Source organism: Mycobacterium sp. (assembly GCF_035314665.1).
GTDB lineage: Bacteria > Actinomycetota > Actinomycetes > Mycobacteriales > Mycobacteriaceae > Mycobacterium.
The window spans coordinates 13,504-29,549 of record NZ_DATFZD010000414.1 but is presented as its reverse complement, the minus strand read 5'-3'; the positions used below and the strand labels follow the sequence as shown (position 1 = coordinate 29,549).

The following is a 16,046-nucleotide window of genomic DNA, read 5'->3' as shown; positions in this document are numbered from 1 at the left end:
GACTTGGGCCAACTGGACTGCCAGAAGAACATGAGCATCAGCGCGATAGCGACTTCGGCGGCGGGCAGTACCCGCTGAAAGACAATCGCCCGCACCTCGTTCTCGTCGGCGAGCCTGAACGCAACCCCCATGAAACTTGTTATGACAGCGACGATTAGGAAAATATTGCCGATCAGGTCGCCCACGTTCCAGCGCCCGGTGATGGCGTGCAACACCGTGCCGACGTACCTCTCGCTGAAAGGGGCCATCAGCCACAGCGCGAGGCACTGCATTATCAGGCTGAGTGTGATGGGGCGGTCGAAGTTCGAGGGCAGGGTGTAGCGACGGGTCCAGACGCTCCCTGCCGTCGCAACGACGGCGACGGCAACCAGAGTGCAATAGGTGGGCATCAGTCGTTTCCTAGAACCTTGAGGAGCCGCGCAGTCCCGGCGTCTTCTTACGGGGCTTCACCTCTCGCTTCGTGATCACCGCTAAAGGCGGGACCACCGGCCCCGCTGCCGGGGTGTCGTCCTTGTCGATTAGTCCGAAGCTCAGCAACAGGCTGACGGGGTTCATGCCAAAGTAGTGAGCGATCAGGAGCAGCTCGTCGGCGCTGGGGTAGTCTTCCTGCTGCTTGCGCCGGTAGTAGGTGGCGGCCGAGATCCCGAGTGCCCGCTGGATGTCCTGTGCGCCGACATCATCGAGCACGTACGCCAAGAGGCTTTCCAGTGGTCTTCCGTTCCCATCTTTGCGTGGTGACATGCTGCAGAGGCTATACCAATCCCGAGACTGGTTCAAATGCCGCTGGCCTGCATAGATACATCGCGCGGCGTAAATATTAGTCTCATAAATGAGAGCTAACTTGTCAGGAACGCGTCTGTGTGTCTACTTTGTGAGACATGTCTCAGTCATCGACTCGAATGCCACTCGCCCCCGATGGGATGGAGGTCATGCGCGACCGCGTGACGCAGCTCGAACGTGAAAACGCAGAGCTGCGTGCGCAGCTTCGAGACTTGGAGGAGGAATTGTGGTGGCTGATGAATTGATCGACAGCGACGAAACGATGGCCGGTCCCGCTGCTGAGGAAACAAGCGCGGCCATCGCGCCCATGACCGAGACGGTGGCCGCCGACCTGGCGTGGGCGCGGCGCTGGCAGCCCTTGTCGCCACTCCGCTGGCTGTCGTAGCCTCTGGGGGCCTCGCGTCGAGGGGGCGAGGCCCCCAGTTCTTCCTGCTCACTCATATCCGTTAAACGCGTTGGTCCGCGGCCAGTTGGGCGACCCGAAACTCGGAGTGCACAACGGATTGCCGGTCACGGTTATCGTGTCGACCACGCTGCAGGAACTCGCCGCAGCTGCCGGACAGGCGGTCACCGGCGGCGGGACACTGTTGCCCATCCGCGACCTGATTCGGATGGCGGGCCACGCCTGCCACTACCTGGCGGTGTTCGATGAACACGACAGCCGCCCGTTGTATTTGGGCCGCTCCCGACGCATCGCCTCGGCGGACCAGCGGGTTGTGTTCTACGCGAAGGACCGCGGCTGTACGGCGCCGGGCTGCGATGTACCGGGATACTGGACGGAGATCCACCATGTCGACGACTGGGCCCGGGGCGGCCGGACCGATATCGACAAGTTGACCCTCGGCTGCAAACCCGACCACACGCTAGTCGATAAAGGCTGGCGGACAGTCAAACTCGCCAATGGCCAAACCCAGTGGATCCCGCCGCCGCACCTCGACCACGGTCAGGCCAGGACCAACGATTATCACCATCCGGAACGCCTCGTCAGGCGTCGATCACCACACGACCGCCGCTAGCACGCGAGACGCACACCAGCATCTCGCCGCCGTCCTCCGCGGTACGACCGCGGTGATCGACCTGCCCGCCAAGAACTTTCACCTTGCAGGTCCCGCAGAACCCTTGCCGGCAGGAGTATGCCGTCGTCGGATCGTCGTCGAGCATGACATCGAGTGCCGACCGGTTGGCTGGAACGCCGAGGACCCGCCGGGACCGCGCAAGCTCCAGCTCGAACGGGATGCCATCGACGACCGGAGGTGGGCTGAACCGCTCGTAGTGCAACGGCGCGTTGGCGTATTCGTCGCGGGCGATGCGCACCGATTCCAGCATCGCCGTCGGCCCGCAGACGTACACCGCAGTCGTCGGACCCGCATCGACAAGCAAATCGTCGACAGTAGCGAATCCGCCGCGCTCGTCGTCGGCCCACACGGTGACCCGCTCGGGAGCCACGGCCACCACCTCGTCCAGCAGCGGCATGTATTCGCGACTGCTGCCGGCATAGACTGCACGCCAGTTGATTCCGCGTTGCTGAGCTGCATGCATCATCGGCAGGACGGGGGTCACTCCGATGCCGCCGATCACAAATAAGACCTCACGTTCGGCGGCGCCGCGATAGAACGCGTTACGGGGACCTTCGAACACCAGCGAGTCGCCGACGTCGAATACATCGTGCATCTCGATCGAACCGCCGCCGCCGTCGGCGATCCGGCGCACCACAATGCGGTAGTCGACCCGCCGGCCGAGCGGACCGCACAGCGAGTACTGGCGACGCCGGCCGGACGGCAGCTGGACGTCGATATGCCCGCCGGGCGTCCACGATGGCAGCAATCCGCCACTCGCGTCGGCCAGGGTCAACGCGACCACATCCGGCGTGAGAAGCTCACGCTTGGTGACGACGGCGGTGTGCGTCCGCTGCACCGGCACAACCCGCGACGGCTTCCACCGAGTCACCGAGGCGAACCCGCCGAGCACCGTGCCGATGCCCCACAACACCGTGTACAGCCGGTCTCGCTTACGGCGACCGTAGATGTCGGCGGGCCTGCTAGCCCAGGTCGATCGCGTCACAGCGCCGCTATTGTTTCCGGAGGTCGTAGCGCGCAAGCAGACGGACCAGCGAGGGACTGATGCGGCGCATCGCGTAGCCGACTCTGGATTCGGCCGCGATCGGCAATACCGGCGGGCCCGTCTTGACGGCTTTGACGATCGCCTTGGCGGTGGCTTCCGGTGTGTAGTTGCGACGCCGGTAAGCGGCGTCGGCCTTCTGTCGGGCACGATCCTGCTGATCGGCCGACATCCCGGCGTAGACGGTGCTTTTGGCGATATTCGTGTTGACGAACCCCGGGCACACCGCCGTGACCGTGATGCCTTCGTCGGCCAGGTCGGCGCGCAGTGACTCGCTGAACGCCAGCACCGCGGCTTTGGTTGTGCCGTAGGCGATCATCGACTTCGACGGCAGAAACGCCGCGGCCGACGACACATTGATGATGGTGCCGCCTTGGCCACGGTCGACCATCTGCGTGCCGAACACCCGGCTTCCGTTGAGCACGCCGCGCAGGTTCACCGCCAAGATGTTGTCCCAATGTGCCGGCGTCGTCTCCAGGAACCGGCCCGCCATCCCGATGCCGGCGTTGTTCACCAGGATGTCCACCACACCGTGCTCGTCGTTGACTTGTGCGGCAAGCTGATTCATCGCCGCTTCGTCGCCGACGTCGGCCCGGTAGACCGCCGCATCGGCACCGATGTCGCGGACGGCTGCCGCAGTCTCTTCTGCCGCGGCGAGGTCACGGTCGACGATCACAACGGTGCGGGCACCTTTCCGGGCCAGCTCGACCGCGGTGGCCCGGCCTATGCCGGCGCCCGCTCCGGTGACCAGAGCGAGCTTGCCCCGCACGTCACGCCGTCCGGTGCCCACGACGGATGTGCTCGGCGACGCCACGCCGCCGGCAACTCGATCGATCCATTCTCCGGCCAACCTGGCGACGACGTCGGGACGCGCGGTCACCACCCAATGGCCGCCTTCGATCGGAACTACCCTGCTGCCCAACGGGATTGAGCCGGTAAACCGCTGCAGCGCGGGTGTGACGAAGATATCCATGCGCGGCACCAACACCTGGACCGGAACATTGGTCTCGGGCAGTTGCGCGCCGGGGGCGAGAAACGGCGCGGGCATGTTGGCCCGGTACAGGTTGAGGCCGTTGACGTAGTCGCCGGTGGACCGTACCGCCGCCGGAGATTGGGTCCGGGTGCTCGAGTTGCCGATACACGCAAACGCATCAATGACTTTCACGCCTAATCCGGACCGAATCATCAACTCCGGCAGACCGGGGCACAGAAAGAACCAGATGTATCCCGACGCCATGAACTGCCGGACCACATCGAAGACGCCACGCGGAGTGCGCGGTGACCGCAGGAACTTGCCCGCGTAATTCAAGTGCGGCCCCGAGATCGACGTGAACGACGCGACCTTGCTCATCACCGCGTCGTCGGTGACGGCGGCCCAGCCCTGAATCGACCCCCAGTCGTGGGCCAGCAAGTGCACCTGCCCGACACCCAGACTGTCGATCACCGCACCGACATCGGAGATCAGTTGGGGGAAGCGGTAACCCGACCTGCTCGGCGGGCGCTCCGATTCGCCGGCTCCACGCACGTCGTACGCCACGAAGTTGTATCGGCCCGCGAGGTGCGCGGCCACCCCATCCCACAGGTGGTGGTTATCTGGATAACCGTGAATCGCTAAAACGGTCGGCCGCTGCGGGTCGATCTCCGTGTAGGCGTGCACAGCCAACGTGACGCCGTCGGACGCGGTCACGGAGGTGCGGGTAGGAATGACAGAACTAGCAGTCGAAACCGTGGTCATCAATTCCTCGTGGCTCAGTGGGACGCGCGGGCGGCGGGCGAGATGGCAAGGTAGTCGACCGCCCGCTCGACCCCGCCCAGCTGTGACGGATGGAAATTCGGCTTGTAGTAAGCGCCGATCACCCGGACGAACCGCAGCGGACCAGGCACCAAGCCCCGTCGCGCCGCGTTGAAGTAATACCGCCAGCGCGGTTTGGTTCCAGGCGACAGTTGCCGGTCGACCGAGTACATGAATCGAACCCCGCGCACCCACATCAGCAACATCATCGGGGTGACCACCAGCTGCGTGCGCACCTGTCGCCAGTACCCGGCCCGTAGATGCTTCATCACGTCAAAGGCGACGGCCTTGTGCTCGACTTCCTCGGCACCGTGCCAGCGAAGCATGTCCAGCATCACCGGGTCGGTGCCGATCGCGTCGTGCTGCGGGGTGTCCAGAATCCACTCTCCCAGAATCGCGGTGTAATGCTCGACTGCCGCGACGATCGCCACCTGCTCGAGCAACCAGCTGTGCCGTCGCCGCAGACTCCACCGGGGCCGGTCGCCCATCAGCTTTCCGAACAGCCAGGCGATCTGGTCGGTGTACGGCGTCACGTCGACGTTGTTGGCCGCGAAGTAGTCCAGCACACCGGAATGCGCTTGAGAATGCATCGCCTCTTGGCCGATGAACCCCTGCACATCGAGCCGCAGTTGGTCGTCCTTGATCAGCGGCAAAGTCTTCTTGAACACGTCGACGAAGAACTCTTCGCCGGCCGGCAGCAGCAGGTGCAAGACATTGAGAACGTGGGTGGTGAACGGTTCACCCGGCACGTAGTGCAGCGGCAGCTTCGTCCAGTCGAAGTCGACGTCGCGCGCCTCGAGAACCAGTCGTTCGTGATCGGCCGCATCCCCGCGACGTGGCAGATGAGGACCGACAGCGTCGTCGTTGACCGTGAACATCGTGCATCCCTGCCTTCAGCGCAGCTTTACAAATCGAGCCTAATGTCTAAAACCCGTATTGCAAGCAGCATAACCGGTACCCCCGGTATCGGGAATCCCCGGGCGCTCAGATGGGCGCCGCCCCGCGCAGGTGTTCGAAGATCAGCGACGTCTGGGTGCCCGCGACGTCGGCGTGGGCGTTGAGGTTTTCGACGACGAAAGAGCGCAGGTCCTCGGTGTCACGCGCGGCGACGTGCAGGATGAAATCGTCAGCCCCGGCCAGGAAGTAGACATCCATCACCTGGGGTCTGCGACGAATCTGCTGGATGAAGTCGCGGATCTTGCCGCGGGCGTGGGATTGCAGGCTGACCGAGATCATCGCCTGCAGCGGCAATCCGACCGCAACGGGGTCGATGTCGGCGTAGAAGCCCCGAATGACGCCCAAGTCCAGCAACCTACGGACCCGGCCGTGACAGGTCGACGCGGCGATGTCGAGTTCCGCGGCCAGCGCGCTATTGGTGATGCGCGCGTCCGCGTGCAGCAGGCTCAAGATCCTGCGGTCCACATGGTCGAGACCGGCAGATCGAAGATCCTTCGGCGCGGCCCCCGCGGTGACCGAGCTTTCCGTCGTTTCTACGGGCATAGAAGAATTCTACAGCCGTGCCTTCGGGGTCTTTGAATGATCTTCGACGTTTCTTCACAATTGAGGCATGCACGTTGGAATCCCCACCGAGACCAAGAACAACGAGTTCCGAGTGGCCGTCACCCCGTCCGGCGTCGCGGAGCTGACCCGTCGCGGCCACGAGGTCGTGATCCAGGCCGGCGCCGGCGAAGGCTCAGCAATCGCCGACAGCGATTTCAAGGCCGCGGGCGCGCAACTGGTCGCCACCGCGGACGAAGCGTGGGCCGAGGCCGATCTGGTGCTCAAGGTCAAGGAGCCGCAACCTATCGAGTACGGCCGAATGCGGCGCGGGCAAACCCTGTTCACCTACCTGCACTTGGCCGCCTCCCGGGCCTGCACCGACGCGCTGCTGGCATCGGCCACCACATCGATCGCCTACGAGACCGTGCAGACCGCCGACGGCGCGTTGCCCCTCCTGGCGCCCATGAGCGAGGTCGCCGGGCGGCTGTCGGCCCAGGTCGGTGCCTATCACCTGATGCGCACCCATGGCGGACGCGGCGTGCTGATGGGCGGCGTGCCCGGCGTCGAGCCGGCCAAAGTCGTCGTGATCGGCGGCGGCACCGCCGGCTGCAACGCCGCCCGGGTCGCCGACGGGATGGGCGCAATGGTCACGGTGCTCGACGTCAACATCAACAGGCTGCGCGAGCTCGACACCGCGTTCGGCGGGCGGGTGCAGACCCGCTACTCGACCGCGTTCGAGCTCGACGAAGCCGTGAAACGCGCCGACCTGGTCATCGGCGCTGTGCTGCTGCCGGGTGCCAAGGCGCCCAAATTGGTGTCGAATTTGCTTGTCGCGCACATGAAACCAGGCGCGGTGCTGGTCGACATCGCCATCGACCAAGGCGGCTGCTTCGAGGACTCACATCCGACCACGCACGACGACCCGACGTTCGCCGTCTACGACACGTTGTTCTACTGCGTGGCGAACATGCCCGCTTCGGCGCCGAAGACGTCGACCTTCGCATTGACCAACGCGACCATGCCCTACGTGATCGAGCTCGCCGACCGCGGCTGGCAAGCGGCCTGCCGGTCGAACCCTGCACTCGTCAAAGGACTTTCGACGCACGATGGAGCGCTGCTGTCCCAGCGCGTGGCCGCGGACCTGGGGCTGCCATTCACCGAACCCGCGGACGTGCTGGCCTGACTCGTGCTACACAAGCCGCGTGACCTCACTCGCCGATGACACCCGCTGGATGGATGCGGTCGACCAGGCCGCGTTGGTGAAAAAAGGTGACGTGACGCCGCTCGAGTTGCTCGAAGCGGCGATCGAGCGCATCGAGCGCATCGACCCGGTGCTCAACGCAGTGGTCATCCGCTGGTTCGATCACGCCCGGGACACAGCACGGGCGGAGCTGCCGGACGGTCCGTTCCGTGGCGTGCCGTTCCTCATCAAGGACCTGTTCGCCGGTTATGCCGGTCAGCGGATCAGCAACGGCAACATCGCATTCAAAAACGAGAAGGTGATCTCGGAGGCCGACACCACATTGGTGAGCCGCTACCGTGACGCCGGTTTGGTGATCGCCGGCCGGACCAACAGTCCCGAACTCGGAAGCGTGCCGACCACCGAGCCGCTCGCTTGGGGCGCGACTCACAATCCCTGGGACGTCAGTCGTTCGCCGGGCGGATCCAGCGGTGGCGCAGCCGCCGCGGTCGCCAGTGGCATGGTCCCGTTCGCGCACGCCAGCGATGGCGGCGGCTCGATCCGAATTCCCGCGTCGTGTTGCGGGCTCGTTGGCCTGAAGCCCAGCCAGGGCCGGATCAGCCTGGGTCCGATCCGCGACGAAACCGCGCTGTCGGTTGAGCTTTGCGTGAGCCGTACGGTGCGAGACACCGCAGCCCTGCTCGACGCGGTCTGGGGACCCGGGATCGGCGACACCGTCATCGCGCCCGCTCCCTTGCGCCCGTATGTCGGGGAGGTTGGTGCCGATCCGGGCCGGCTACGCATCGGCCTGCTCGACCACCATCCGCAAGGCGGAGCCGTCGCTCCTGAGTGCACTGCGGCCGCGCGGTCGGTTGCCACGTTGCTCGAATCGTTCGGCCATACGGTCGAACCAGCATGGCCGGCAGCGCTCGAGGACACCACATTGATGTTGCGCTTCGGCGCCCTATGGAGCACGAACATCGGCGTCAGCCTCCGGCGGTTCGAGGAACAACTCGGACGGCCGCTCGCCGAGGACGAATTCGAACCCACTAACCGGATACAGGCCGAGTACGCCACGCACCTCAAAGCCGTCGACTATGCGCTCGCGCTCGCGGCTATCACCCACTTCCGCCGCGCACTGCAGTCCTGGTGGGCCGATGGCTGGGATCTGTTGCTCACGCCGACGGTGGCCGAGCTTCCGCTGCCGCTCGGCACCATCGCCAACAACCCCGCTCACCCGATGGACGCCATGGAACGCTCAGGCCAATTCATTCCGTTCACCCCGCAGTTCAACATGAGCGGCCAGCCCGCGATCAACGTGCCCGTCGAGTGGACGGAGGCCGGGCTGCCGGTCGGGGTGCAGCTGGCGGCCGCGTATGGCCGCGAGGACGTCCTACTCCGGGTGGCCAGCCAGCTGGAAATGGCCAAGCCGTGGGCACAGCGCACGCCCGACGTGTGAGCGCGCCGACGACGACGCAGGGCGAAGCGATGAGGAGGAGCGGCGCATCTGACCGGTGCGTTAGACGTCGCCGAGCGTTTTGACGATGTCCTTCGCCGGCCCGGTGCGAGCCTGCCGATACGCCGTTCCCGCCCATAGGTTGGTGCCGTGCGGATCCTCCAACGCGACGGAGGCCTTCCGGATCGGCGAGGTCATTTGGTTGACCTCGGGGTAGCCCAGCGGTGCTATGTCGTCGAAGAGCCGGGTGAAGTCGTTCTCCAGACCGCGCGCATACCGGCCCGAGAAAGCCCGGGTGACAACGGTTTTGACGAACTCAGGATGCTGCAGTGCGGCGCGGTGTGCGGTGTTGGTGCCGGCTTCGTCGCTCAGCAGTAATCCGGTGCCGATCTGGGCGGCCACCGCTCCCCTGTTCATTACGGCGGCCACATCCTCAGTGCTGCCGAGTCCGCCGGCTGCGATGAGCGGCACATCGTGGGCGCTGCGGATTCGCGCAAGCAACTCGTGCAGAGACTCCGTTCCAGGGTCCATGTCCGGCGCGAAGGTGCCGCGGTGCCCACCGGCATTCGGGCCCTGGACAACCAGGCCGTCCGCACCGGCGGCCAGCGCCACTCCGGCCTCGTAGGCCGACGTCACGGTGATGAAGAGCAGCATTCCCAGTGCGCCGAACCACCGCAAGACATCTGGTGACGGTGCACCGAAGGTGAACGACACCATCTCGGGCCGGAGGTCGGCCACCACCTCGAGCTTTTGCTGAAAGCCGTCGTCGTCGCCGAACCGGGGATAGCCGATCTCGACCCCGTAGTGCTCGGCAAGCTCATCGAGCGCGTCCGCGTAGTGGTCCAGCGCATAGACGTCGGCGACGCTGGGTTGCGGCACAAACAGATTGACGCCGAGTGGGCCGGTGGTCGCGGCGCGGGTGGCTGCGATGTCGTCCGCGAGACGCTCCGCAGTCACGTAGCCGCTGGCCAGGAAGCCGAAGCCGCCGGCATTCGACACGGCCGCCGCCAGCGCCGGGGTACCGGGGCCACCCGCCATCGGCGCCCCCACGATCGGCACATCGAGATCCCAGAACCCCAGTACCATGGCGCGCTACCTTGCTATCGCCCGAAGCTGCCCCGGCAGAGACCTTTTCGACTGATGCGGGCCAAGAACTGCCACGCCGTACGGGTTGCCCAGCAGGCGGCGGGCCGTCGCGTTAACCTCGTCCACGGTGACCTCGTCGAGCTCCTGCAGCGTCCGGTCGATACTTCGGTGCTCAGCGTAGTTGAGTTCGCTGCGGCCGATGCGGTTCATCCGCGAATTGGAGTCCTCCAGGCCGAGCACTAGCCCGCCGCGCAGCGAACCCTTCGCGATCCGGCACTCCGCCTCGGTGATGCCGTCGCGTGCCACCGTCTCGAGCACCTCGGTGGTCACCCGCGCCACTTCGCCGAAACGCTCGGGCAGGCATGCGGCGTACACCGACAGCGCACCGCTGTCGGAGAACATGTCCAACGACGAGTAAACCGAGTACGCCAACCCGCGAGACTCCCGAACCTGTTGGAACAGGCGGGAACTCAAGCCACCGCCGAGCGCGGTGTTGAGCACCGACAGCGCCCAGCGATGCTGCCAGTGCCGACCGGGCGTGCGAACTCCCAGACAAACGTGGGTCTGCTCGGCATTCCGGTTGGCCAAGGTCAACCGTGGGCGACCGGTGATCCGGCCGGTGCCCTTACGCGGCGGCACCGGCCGCCGATCCCTGATTAAGCGCGGACCGAAGTGCTCGCGGACCAAGGCCACCACGTCATGATGGTCGACATTGCCGGCCACGGCGACGACCATTCGCTCGGGTGTGTAGCGCCGTGTGTGAAACGAATGCAGTTGAGCGCGCGTCATCGCCGACACCGATTGCACACTGCCGATTACCGGACGCCCCACCGGGTGGTCAGCGAACAGTGCCGCCAGGAACATGTCGCCCAGTGCGTCTTCGGGGTCGTCGTCGCGCATGGCGATCTCCTCGAGCACAACGTCGCGCTCGAGTTCGACATCGTCGGTGGCGCAGCGCCCGTTGAGCACCACGTCGCCGACCAGGTCGACGGCCAGCTCCAGATCGCTGTCGAGCACATGCGCGTAGTAGCAGGTGTGCTCCTTGGCGGTGAACGCGTTCAGCTCACCGCCAACCGCATCCATCGCCTGCGCGATGTCGACAGCTGTGCGCGTCGGCGTGGACTTGAAAAGCAGGTGCTCCAGGAAGTGCGCGGCACCGGCCACGGTCGCGCCCTCGTCGCGCGATCCGACGCCCACCCAAACCCCGACCGACGCGGAGTGCACCGCCGGCAGGTATTCGGTGACGACCCGCAATCCCCCGGGCAGGGTGGTGCGGCGGAACGCCGACGACGGCTCGGCGCCGTGCCGGCCACGTCGCAGCGGCTGCGTCCCCGGGCTAACTGCTGGTCGTCGCGGCATCGACGGGCGCGGTCTCCGGAGCGGGCGCGGCTGAGTCACCGTCGCCGGACTCTCCGGCTTCTTCGTCCACGAGCACCAGCGAGATCTTGCCGCGCTTGTCGATATCGGCGATTTCCACGCGCAACTTGTCGCCGACGTTCACCACGTCCTCGACCTTCGCGACCCGTTTGCCCTTGCCGAGTTTAGAGATGTGCACCAGCCCGTCGCGGCCCGGCAGCAACGACACGAACGCACCGAAGTCGGTGGTCTTGACCACCGTTCCGAGGAATCGCTCGCCGGTCTTGGGCAGCTGGGGGTTGGCGATCGCGTTGATCCGGTCGATCGCGGCCTGCGCCGAAGGTCCATCGGTGGCGCCGACGAACACGGTGCCGTCGTCCTCGATGGAGATCTGCGCGCCGGTCTCCTCGGTGATCGCGTTGATGATCTTGCCCTTGGGGCCGATCACCTCGCCGATCTTGTCCACCGGCACCTTGATCGTGGTGACCCGCGGCGCATAGGGGCTCATCTCGTCGGGTGCGTCGATGGCCTCGGCCATCACCTCCAAGATGGTGAGCCGGGCGTCTTTGGCCTGCTCGAGCGCACCGGCCAGCACCTGAGACGGAATCCCGTCGAGTTTGGTGTCCAGCTGCAGCGCGGTGACGAAGTCCTTGGTGCCGGCGCATTTGAAGTCCATGTCGCCGAAAGCATCCTCGGCGCCCAGGATGTCGGTCAGGGTGACGAAGCGCCGCTCGGTGCCGCCGCCGTCAACCTCTATGTCGTCGGAGACCAGACCCATCGCGATACCGGCGACCGGCGCCTTCAGCGGCACGCCGGCGTTCAGCAGCGCCAGCGTCGACGCGCACACCGAGCCCATCGAGGTGGAACCGTTGGAGCCCAACGCTTCCGAGACCTGACGGATGGCGTAGGGGAATTCCTCGACGCTGGGCAGCACCGGGATCAGCGCGCGCTCGGCGAGCGCGCCGTGGCCGATCTCGCGGCGTTTCGGCGAGCCGACGCGACCGGTCTCGCCGGTGGAGAACGGCGGGAAGTTGTAGTGGTGCATGTACCGCTTGGAGGTTTCGGGCCCCAGCGAGTCGATCTGCTGGGCCATCTTGACCATGTCGAGGGTGGTCACACCCAGGATCTGGGTTTCGCCGCGCTCGAAGAGCGCGCTGCCGTGCGCCCGTGGCACCACCGCGACTTCGGCGGACAGCGCGCGGATGTCGGTGATACCGCGGCCGTCGATGCGGAAGTGGTCGCTCAGGATGCGCTGTCGCACCAGCTTCTTGGTCAGCGCGCGGAATGCCGCCCCGACCTCTTTCTCGCGACCGGCGTAGGTGTCGGCCAGCCGCTCAAGCACCTGGGCCTTGATCTCGTCGGTGCGGGTGTTGCGCTCGTCCTTGCCGGAGATCGTCAGCGCGGCGGACAGCTCGTCGGTGGCCACCGAGGACACCGAGTAGTACACGTCGTCGCCGTAATCGGGGAACACCGGGTAATCGCCGGTCGGCTTGGCGGCCGCGTCGGCAAGTTCCTGCTGGGCGGCGCAGAGTGCGGCGATGAATGGCTTGGCGGCCTCCAGGCCTTGCGCCACAACGCTTTCCGTGGGCGCCTGCGCACCGCCTTCGATCAGTTCGATGACCTTGTCGGTGGCCTCGGCCTCGACCATCATGATGGCAACGTCGGCGTTCTCGCCGCTCCCGGACACCACACGTCCGGCCACCACCATGTCGAACACCGCCCGCTCGGCCTGCTCGACCGTCGGGAATGCCACCCATTGGCCGTCGATCAGCGCCACCCGCACACCACCGACCGGACCGGAGAACGGCAGGCCGGCCAGCTGGGTGGAAGCGGATGCGGCGTTGATGGCCACCGCGTCGTAGAACTCGTTGGGATCCAGGCTCAGGATCGTCACCACGACCTGGATCTCGTTACGCAGGCCGTTGACGAACGATGGGCGCAGCGGGCGGTCGATCAGCCGGCAGGTCAGGATCGCGTCGGTCGACGGCCGGCCCTCACGGCGGAAGAACGAGCCGGGGATGCGGCCCGCGGCATACATCCGCTCCTCGACGTCGACGGTCAGCGGGAAGAAGTCGAACTGCTCTTTGGGGTTCTTGCTGGCGGTAGTGGCCGACAGCAGCATGGTCTCGTCGTCGAGGTAGGCGACGACGGCGCCGGCGGCTTGCAGAGCCAACCGGCCGGTCTCAAAACGAATGGTGCGGGTGCCGAAGCTCCCGTTGTCGATGACGGCGGTTGTCTCGAACACGCCCTCGTCAATTTCAGCTACAGACATAGGTGTCCGTATTGCCTCTCTGGATTTGTTCAGCTTTTTTGCGTGGTCACGCTAAACCCGGAGGTCCCAGAGCCTGGATGCGGCGACGGCCGTCGATCGAAGCTGCCGACCTGCCCGGATTTGGGAGCCCGGCAGCCACTACCGAAGACCGCGCGATGCAGGTCCCGTGTGACTCGCTGGGACGGTGCGCGCGGATCGCGCGCGCCGCACCTGCTCGGGCCGATACGGCCCAGAACGTCCTCACTCTACACGCCGACCTGGCGATTCCTACGCCCGGCGGCGATGCGGAGCGGCGTCAGCGACGCAGGCCCAGCCGGTCGATCAGCGAGCGGTAGCGCTCGACGTCGATCTGGGCAACGTACTTCAGCAGCCGGCGCCGACGTCCGACCAGCAGCAGCAGACCCCGCCGCGAGTGGTGGTCGTGCTTGTGCACCTTGAGGTGCTCGGTCAGGTCGGCGATCCGCCTGGTCAGCAGTGCGACCTGCGCCTCAGGGGAACCGGTGTCGGTCTCATGCAGGCCGTAAGAGCCCAGGATTTCTTTTTTCTGCTCGGCAGTCAGCGCCACGAAATATCTCCATCAATCGGTCCGCGATCTTCGCTCTAGGCTGCGGCCACCGCGAACTGCAGCACGCGCCGTGTCGTCGGGAAGTCTAACAGCGCGCGCTCGGCGAACCTGAATCCGCAGGTCAGCGACGATGCGGGCCGCTACGCGGCCCGAGGAGAAGCTGGCCAATCAAGCCCAGGTCAGCCTGCAGAAAGCACGGTGCGGGCCCGCTCGGTGTCTTTGCCCATGGCGGCGACGAGATCCTTGACCGATCCGAACTTCTTCTGCCCGCGGATACGCGCGATGAAGTCCAGCGCCACATGCTGTCCGTACAAGTCGGCGGCGGTGTCGAGCACAAATGCTTCGACGGTGCGGGTGCGTCCGGAGAAGGTCGGATTGGTGCCCACCGAAACCGCGGCCTGGTATCGCTCTCCCGGCACGACCGTGCCGGTCACCGGTCCGTGCCCCAGCACGGTGAACCACGCGGCGTAGATGCCATCGGCCGGAATGGCCGAGTACATCGGCGGTGCGACGTTGGCCGTCGGGAAGCCCATGTCGGTACCGCGTCCCTCACCGCGCACTACCACGCCCTCGACCCGGTGCGGACGGCCCAGCGCCTCGGCGGCCGCCACCACGTCACCGGCGTCGACACAGGACCGGATGTAAGTCGACGAGAACGTCACGGTTTCGGTGTCGTGGTGCTCGGAGACCAGTGACATCGATTCCACCGCGAACCCGAACCGCTCGCCGGCGCGACGCAGCGTGTCGACGTTGCCGGCGGCCTTTTTGCCGAAGGTGAAGTTCTCCCCCACCACGACTTCCACCACATGCAGGTTTTCGACAAGCAATTCGTGGACGAAACGCTCGGGCGTGAGCTTCATGAAAGTCGTGGTGAACGGCATCACCAAAAACACGTCAATGCCGAACTCCTCGGCCAGTTCGGCACGTCGGGTGAGCGTCGTCAACTGGGCGGGGTGACTGCCGGGGTGGACCACTTCCATCGGATGTGGGTCGAACGTCATCAGCACGGTCGGCACTCCCCGCGCCCGACCCGATTTCACCGCATGCGCGATCAGCTCGGCGTGCCCGCGGTGCAAACCGTCGAACACTCCGATGGTCAGCACGCATCTGCCCCAGTCCGTGGGTATCTCGTCCTGGCCGCGCCACCGTTGCACAACCGCTAGCCTACGGCGCAAGGTAGCGGCTGATTGTGCGAGAGCCCCAGATCAGGTGAGGATTGCTTAAACTTCCGTTGTGCGCCCTGAGATACCTGCCGAGGAGCCCGCTGGGCTCACCGCGGTTGCCCAGGACTATTTGAAAGTCATCTGGAACGCCCAGGAGTGGTCGCGGGAGAAGGTCAGCACCAAGATGCTGGCCGAGAAGCTCGGGGTGTCCGCCAGCACCGCCTCGGAATCCATCCGCAAACTCGCCGAGCAGGGTCTCGTCGATCACGAGAAGTACGGCGCGGTGACGCTGACCGAGTCAGGGCGTCGGGCGGCGCTGGCGATGGTGCGCCGCCACCGGCTCCTGGAAGCCTTCCTGGTCAAGGAGCTCGGTTACGGCTGGGACGAAGTGCACGACGAGGCCGAGGTGCTCGAGCACGCGGTGTCCGACCGGCTGGTGGCGCGCATCGACGCCAAGCTCGGTTACCCGCAACGCGATCCGCACGGCGATCCGATCCCGGGCTCCGACGGCCAAGTGCCCACACCACCGGCACGCCAGCTGTGGTCATGCGTCGACGGCGACATCGGCACGGTGGCGCGGATATCCGACAAAGACCCCGAGATGCTGCGCTATTTCGACAGCATCGGCATCAGCCTCGACTCACGGCTGCGGGTGCTGACCCGACGGGAATTCGCCGGGATGATCTCGGTAGCGGTCGAATCGGCCGACGGCGGGCCCACCACGGTGGACCTGGGAAGTCCTGCCGCACAGGCTATTTGGATGGTGGCGCAGTAGCGC

Annotated in this window: 15 protein-coding genes and 1 pseudogene; 5 read left to right on the top strand and 11 right to left on the bottom strand. The window is 65.8% G+C overall.

Annotated elements, in window-relative coordinates; translation table 11 throughout:
- Both VKI00_RS29895 and VKI00_RS29890 read right to left on the bottom strand, forming a co-directional pair.
- Positions 1-389: hypothetical protein (locus tag VKI00_RS29895; protein ID WP_324444688.1), on the bottom strand; the 389-nt coding region annotated here is incomplete at its 3' end.
- Positions 390-399: 10 nt separating this feature from the next.
- A complete protein-coding gene (locus tag VKI00_RS29890; protein WP_324444686.1) occupies positions 400-741 on the bottom strand; it encodes an XRE family transcriptional regulator in 342 nt (113 codons plus the stop codon).
- Between the two features lie 268 nt (positions 742-1,009).
- Between VKI00_RS29890 and VKI00_RS29885 the strand changes: the two genes are divergently transcribed.
- Both VKI00_RS29885 and VKI00_RS29880 read left to right on the top strand, forming a co-directional pair.
- On the top strand, positions 1,010-1,165 hold the full coding sequence (locus VKI00_RS29885) for a hypothetical protein (protein WP_324444684.1): 156 nt from the start codon (positions 1,010-1,012) through the stop codon (positions 1,163-1,165).
- A pseudogene (locus VKI00_RS29880) lies at positions 1,128-1,796 on the top strand (DUF222 domain-containing protein); the annotation flags it as partial. The gene VKI00_RS29885 and the pseudogene VKI00_RS29880, both read left to right, overlap by 38 nt.
- On the opposite strand, the gene VKI00_RS29875 reads toward VKI00_RS29880, so the two are convergent.
- The 4 genes from VKI00_RS29875 to VKI00_RS29860 form a co-directional block, all read right to left on the bottom strand.
- Positions 1,765-2,841, bottom strand: coding sequence for a PDR/VanB family oxidoreductase (locus tag VKI00_RS29875; RefSeq protein WP_324444682.1), 1,077 nt, complete (start codon positions 2,839-2,841; stop codon positions 1,765-1,767). The pseudogene VKI00_RS29880 and the gene VKI00_RS29875 overlap by 32 nt on opposite strands.
- Before the next feature lie 7 nt (positions 2,842-2,848).
- A complete protein-coding gene (locus tag VKI00_RS29870; RefSeq protein WP_414687332.1) occupies positions 2,849-4,633 on the bottom strand; it encodes an SDR family oxidoreductase in 1,785 nt (594 codons plus the stop codon).
- Between the two features lie 14 nt (positions 4,634-4,647).
- Complete coding sequence (locus VKI00_RS29865) at positions 4,648-5,568, bottom strand: metal-dependent hydrolase (RefSeq protein ID WP_324444680.1); 921 nt, start codon at positions 5,566-5,568, stop codon at positions 4,648-4,650.
- A gap of 106 nt (positions 5,569-5,674) precedes the next feature.
- Positions 5,675-6,190 (bottom strand): Lrp/AsnC family transcriptional regulator, encoded by a 516-nt coding sequence (locus VKI00_RS29860; protein WP_324444678.1) that lies wholly within the window; start codon positions 6,188-6,190, stop codon positions 5,675-5,677.
- Positions 6,191-6,257: 67 nt separating this feature from the next.
- Here VKI00_RS29860 and ald point away from each other — a divergent pair, with 67 nt between their 5' ends.
- Entirely contained in the window at positions 6,258-7,373 is a 1,116-nt protein-coding gene (gene ald, locus VKI00_RS29855) for an alanine dehydrogenase (protein WP_324444676.1), read from the top strand.
- A 19-nt stretch (positions 7,374-7,392) separates the two neighbouring features.
- The gene (locus VKI00_RS29850; protein WP_324444674.1) at positions 7,393-8,829 is read left to right on the top strand and encodes an amidase; all 1,437 of its coding nucleotides are present in this window, start codon (positions 7,393-7,395) and stop codon (positions 8,827-8,829) included.
- Between the two features lie 60 nt (positions 8,830-8,889).
- Here the strand turns inward: VKI00_RS29850 and VKI00_RS29845 are convergent, their stop codons facing one another.
- From VKI00_RS29845 to VKI00_RS29825, 5 genes are all read right to left on the bottom strand, one after another.
- Positions 8,890-9,912 (bottom strand): nitronate monooxygenase, encoded by a 1,023-nt coding sequence (locus VKI00_RS29845; protein ID WP_324444672.1) that lies wholly within the window; start codon positions 9,910-9,912, stop codon positions 8,890-8,892.
- Between the two features lie 6 nt (positions 9,913-9,918).
- Entirely contained in the window at positions 9,919-11,271 is a 1,353-nt protein-coding gene (locus VKI00_RS29840) for a pitrilysin family protein (protein ID WP_324444670.1), read from the bottom strand.
- On the bottom strand, positions 11,249-13,540 hold the full coding sequence (locus tag VKI00_RS29835; RefSeq protein ID WP_324444668.1) for a polyribonucleotide nucleotidyltransferase: 2,292 nt from the start codon (positions 13,538-13,540) through the stop codon (positions 11,249-11,251). Before VKI00_RS29835 ends, VKI00_RS29840 begins: the two co-directional genes overlap by 23 nt.
- Before the next feature lie 295 nt (positions 13,541-13,835).
- On the bottom strand, positions 13,836-14,105 hold the full coding sequence (gene rpsO, locus VKI00_RS29830) for a 30S ribosomal protein S15 (protein ID WP_085196319.1): 270 nt from the start codon (positions 14,103-14,105) through the stop codon (positions 13,836-13,838).
- A 179-nt stretch (positions 14,106-14,284) separates the two neighbouring features.
- Complete coding sequence (locus VKI00_RS29825; RefSeq protein WP_324444664.1) at positions 14,285-15,259, bottom strand: bifunctional riboflavin kinase/FAD synthetase; 975 nt, start codon at positions 15,257-15,259, stop codon at positions 14,285-14,287.
- A 91-nt stretch (positions 15,260-15,350) separates the two neighbouring features.
- Here VKI00_RS29825 and mntR point away from each other — a divergent pair, with 91 nt between their 5' ends.
- Complete coding sequence (gene mntR / locus VKI00_RS29820; RefSeq protein WP_324444690.1) at positions 15,351-16,043, top strand: manganese-binding transcriptional regulator MntR; 693 nt, start codon at positions 15,351-15,353, stop codon at positions 16,041-16,043.
- Positions 16,044-16,046 lie beyond the last annotated feature (3 nt).